This window comes from Brevibacterium sp. VCM10 (assembly GCF_000583215.1).
GTDB lineage: Bacteria > Actinomycetota > Actinomycetes > Actinomycetales > Brevibacteriaceae > Brevibacterium > Brevibacterium linens.
In genome coordinates, this window is sequence record NZ_JAJB01000090.1 from 1 (window position 1) to 3,989 (window position 3,989).

Annotated in this window: 1 protein-coding gene; it reads right to left on the bottom strand. The window is 65.6% G+C overall.

The features are described 5' to 3' along the window. Positions 1-33: 33 nt before the first annotated feature. On the bottom strand, positions 34-3,711 hold the full coding sequence (locus AD89_RS0117155) for an efflux RND transporter permease subunit (RefSeq protein WP_025780820.1): 3,678 nt from the start codon (positions 3,709-3,711) through the stop codon (positions 34-36). Between the last annotated feature and the right edge of the window lie 278 nt (positions 3,712-3,989).

The following is a 3,989-nucleotide window of genomic DNA, read 5'->3' on the forward strand; positions in this document are numbered from 1 at the left end:
TTGCTGGGCCGCCGTCAGGTAGTAGTTGGGGGTTCAGTGGTCGTTGGAGTGCAGGGCCACCTCGGAGGTCTCCTCTTCGATCCTCGCCTCGTCCTCCGCCTGTCGCTTGGCGCGCTTCTGCTCCTTGTGCGCCGCTCGGATCTCCTTGCGTCGTTCGACGAGGAGGTAGAGGGCGGGGACGAGGATGAGCGTGAGCACCGTCGATGAGGTGAGGCCGCCGATGACAACGATCGCCAGGGGCTGCGAGATGAACACTCCCCCGCCGGTCAGCCCCAACGACATCGGCACGAGGGCGAAGATCGTCGCGGCAGCGGTCATGAGGATCGGGCGCAGGCGCAGTCGGGTGCCGTGGACGATCGCGTCCATGAGGTCGAGTCCGTCCTCCCGCAGCTTGTTGATGAGGTCGATGAGCACGATCGCGTTCGTCACGACGATGCCGATGAGCATGAGCAGACCGATGAGTGAGGGAATGCCCAATGGTGTGCCGGTCGCCAGCAAGAGCAGCACGGCTCCGGTCGCTGCGAATGGGATCGACACGAGCAGGATGAGCGGCTGGACGAAGCTGCGGAAGGTCGCGATCATGACGAGGAACACGAGCACGATCGCCACTGCCATCGCCATTCCGAGCTGACCGAAGGATTCCGCCTGCTCCTGGCTGGCGCCGCCGACGTCGAAGCTGACTCCGTCGGGCAGATCCATGGTCTCGGTCAGGTCGGTGGCCGCAGCGGTGACCGTTTCGAGCTGGCCGCTGGACGGGGTCGCGAACACGGTGACCTTCCGTTCCCCGTCGGCGCGGTCGATCGTGGCCGGAGTCTCGGTCTTCTTCACCTCCGCGATCTCATCGACGGTGATCGGCTCACCCTTGATGTCGGGAATGGCGGCCTGCTCATCGGCAAGAGCTTCTTCCTCCTCCTGGGTCTGCTCCTGTTCACGCTGGACGTCGATGAGGTCGTCGATTGCGTCGTTGGCTTCCTTCAGTCCCTTCTCGGCTTGCTCGACACCTTCGCGAGCCTGTTCCACCTGGTCGGCAGCCATGTCGCCGGGGCTCGGTGCTGGCGGCGGATTCTCGGCATCGCGCAGGGCCTTGCGGGCCTCTTCGAGCTGGTCGGCGGCATCGTCACGGGCCTCGCGAGCGGATTCGAGCCGCTCGGCCGATTCGTCTGCGGCCTTGCGCTTGGCCTCCTCGGCGCGGGCATCGGTCTTCTCCTCGACCCGATCGGTCGCATCTTCCTGTGCGTTCTGCGTCTGCACCTCGGTGACGGGCAGTTCGAGGGCACGGATCTCGTCCGGGGTCGCATCCGGATGAGTCGGCGCGAGGGTGATGTCGCGTTCCTGGCCATTGAGGGTGATGGTACCGGCCTCGACGCCGTGGAGGGCCGCGGCGATGGCCTGCCCGACCTCGGCCTGGCTGAATCCAAAGTCGGCTGCTTTCTCCCGATCGACGTCGACTTCGATGACCGGCTGGTCAGCGGCGAGGTCGTTGCGGGCGTTCTGGACCCCCTCGGTGTCGGCCATCGTCACGGTGACCTCGTCGGCGGCCTTCCGCAGGGCGCTCAGGTCGGTGCCGGAGAGTGTGACCTCGACGTCCTCGCTGACGGAGCCGCCCGCGTCTTGGACGTCGATTTCGCCTGCGTCCTTCCCGAGGTCGTCGAGTTGGGTGCGGAGGCGGTTCGTCGCGACTTCGGCCTCGGAGTCCTCCGCCAGGGTGACGTTGAACTGGTTCTCCGCACCTGATTCCGGGCCGTTGACCGTCGTCGAATAGGTGTCGACGTCCGGGTCGTCACCGAGCACGGCTTCCACACGCTTCGCGGCCTTGTCACCGGCTTCGAGCGAGGCACCCGCGGGCAGGGTCTGGGTGATGTACACGGAGTTCTGCCCGACCGATCCGAGCAGGTCCGTCTTGAGGAAGGTCGCGCACACCATCGTGACGATGAAGATGACGACGGAGAAGGCGATGGTCCGCCAGGGGTGGTGCAGGGCGGAGATGATCGCCGGCAGGCTGCGCTGTTGGAGGCGGTCGATCCTGCCGGCGGCCTCACCGTTTCCGGGGGCGGGAGCGACGACGGGTTCGACGGTCGCATCCGGCAGCGCGTCCTTGCCCTTGGCTGCGCGTTTGGCGTTCTTCTTCTCGATCGCCTTCTGGCGGCGTTCGGCTCGGGCCACCGAGCGGCGGTGCTGCTTGGCTGCCCACAGCTCATAGCTGCGATCGGTGGCTGCTTGGCGCTTGGGCGAGAGCGGTTTGGGGCTGCGGCGCAGGACCCAGTAGCTGAACACGGGAACGATCGTCAACGCCACGACGAGGGAGGCCAGCAGCGCGAGGCTGACGGTGACGGAGAAGGGTCGGAACAGCTGTCCGGCGATGCCGTCGACGAATGCAATGGGCAGGAACACGGCGACCGTGGTCAGGGTCGAGGCGGTGATGGCGCCGGCGACCTGTTTGACGCTGGCGACGATGTCCTCGACCGTCAGGTCGGTCGTGCCCTGGCGTCGGCGGATGTTCTCGATGACGACGATGGAGTCGTCGACGACTCGGCCGACGGCGATCGTCAGGGCACCCAAAGTGAGGATGTTGAGCGTGTAGTCGCCGACCATGAGGCCGATCATCGCGATGAGCAGCGACATCGGGATCGAGATCGCGGCGACGATGGTCGAGCGGAAGGAGCCGAGGAATGCGAGGATTACGAAGATCGCGAAGATCAGGCCGAGTCCGCCCTCGACGGAGAGGTCGTGGATCGACTTCTCGATCTCCGGTGCCTGGTCGAAGATCGTCGAGAACTGCGTGTCCTCACCGAGTTTCGGACCGACCTTTTCGAGGGTGTCGGCGACCTTGTGCGAGACATCGACGACATTGGCGTCCTGGTCTTTGGTCACCGACACAGTCACGGAATCCCTGCCGTCGGCACGGGACAGGGAGGTCTTCTCGACCGAGTCGAGGTCGACGTCGGCGACCTCACCCAACAGTACGGTGCCGTCCGCGGTGCGCAGAGGCGTCTTCTCGATCTGCTCGACGGCGTCGACCTCAGTGCCGACCTCGACGGTCATCGACGTGTCGCCCTGTGAACTTTGGCCAGCGGGAACGACAGTGCCGGCGGCTTCGAGCTCATCGGGCACGGAGGATTCGACGACGTTCTTCTCCGCCACGTCCTCGGGGCGGAAGGTGATGGAGACTCGCTGCTCGTCCTGGCCGGTGACCTCGACGTTCGAGACTCCGTCGAGGGCGCGGAGTTCGGGGACGAGGTCGGTCTCAAGACGGTCACCGAGGGTGGCGGAGTCCCCGCCGGAGACGGCGAACATCGTCACCGGAACCTCGTCCATCTGATAGGACAGCACTTCCGCCTCGGCGTCGGCGGGCAGGTCGGACTTCACTCCGTCGACGGCGGAGCGGACGGCGTCGGTCATCTCTTCGGAGTCCTTGCCGAAGGGCCAGGTCACCTCGGCGGTCATCATCCCCGACGAGGTGGAGGTGGTCACCGATTCGAGTTCGCCGACACCGTCGAGCGCGGTCTCGAGAGGTTTGGTGACGGTCTCCTCGATCACCTCCGGGGAGGCTCCGGGGACGGTGGCCTGCACCGAGGTGCCGGGCAGGTCGACCGAGGGCATCGTCTCCTGGTTGAGTGAGGTGGTCGCGACAATGCCGAAGACGGCGATCACGAGGGTGAGCAATCCGACGATGAGGCGGTTCTTCAGACTCATCCGGGTGATCAGGTGCACGGGGTTCCTCCGGGCTCGGGGGTGTGAGCAGGGTGCTCCAGTCAGTCTTCCAAGCGCAGCGCCTCAGCGGATCGCCCGAAAGTAGTCAACGGTGTCCCCCAAAAGGATGATTCTCACTGCTGTTCCCGGCAGGTCGATCATGCCCGTTCGGCGGATCACGTTTCGACCCTAGAAGCGGTCACAGGTTCCCGGCACGGGTGTTGACCTCCAGACCACCCTTAGGAAACACGGAGGGAAACCGGAGGATTACCACTCCCCGTACTACCTGACGGCGGCCC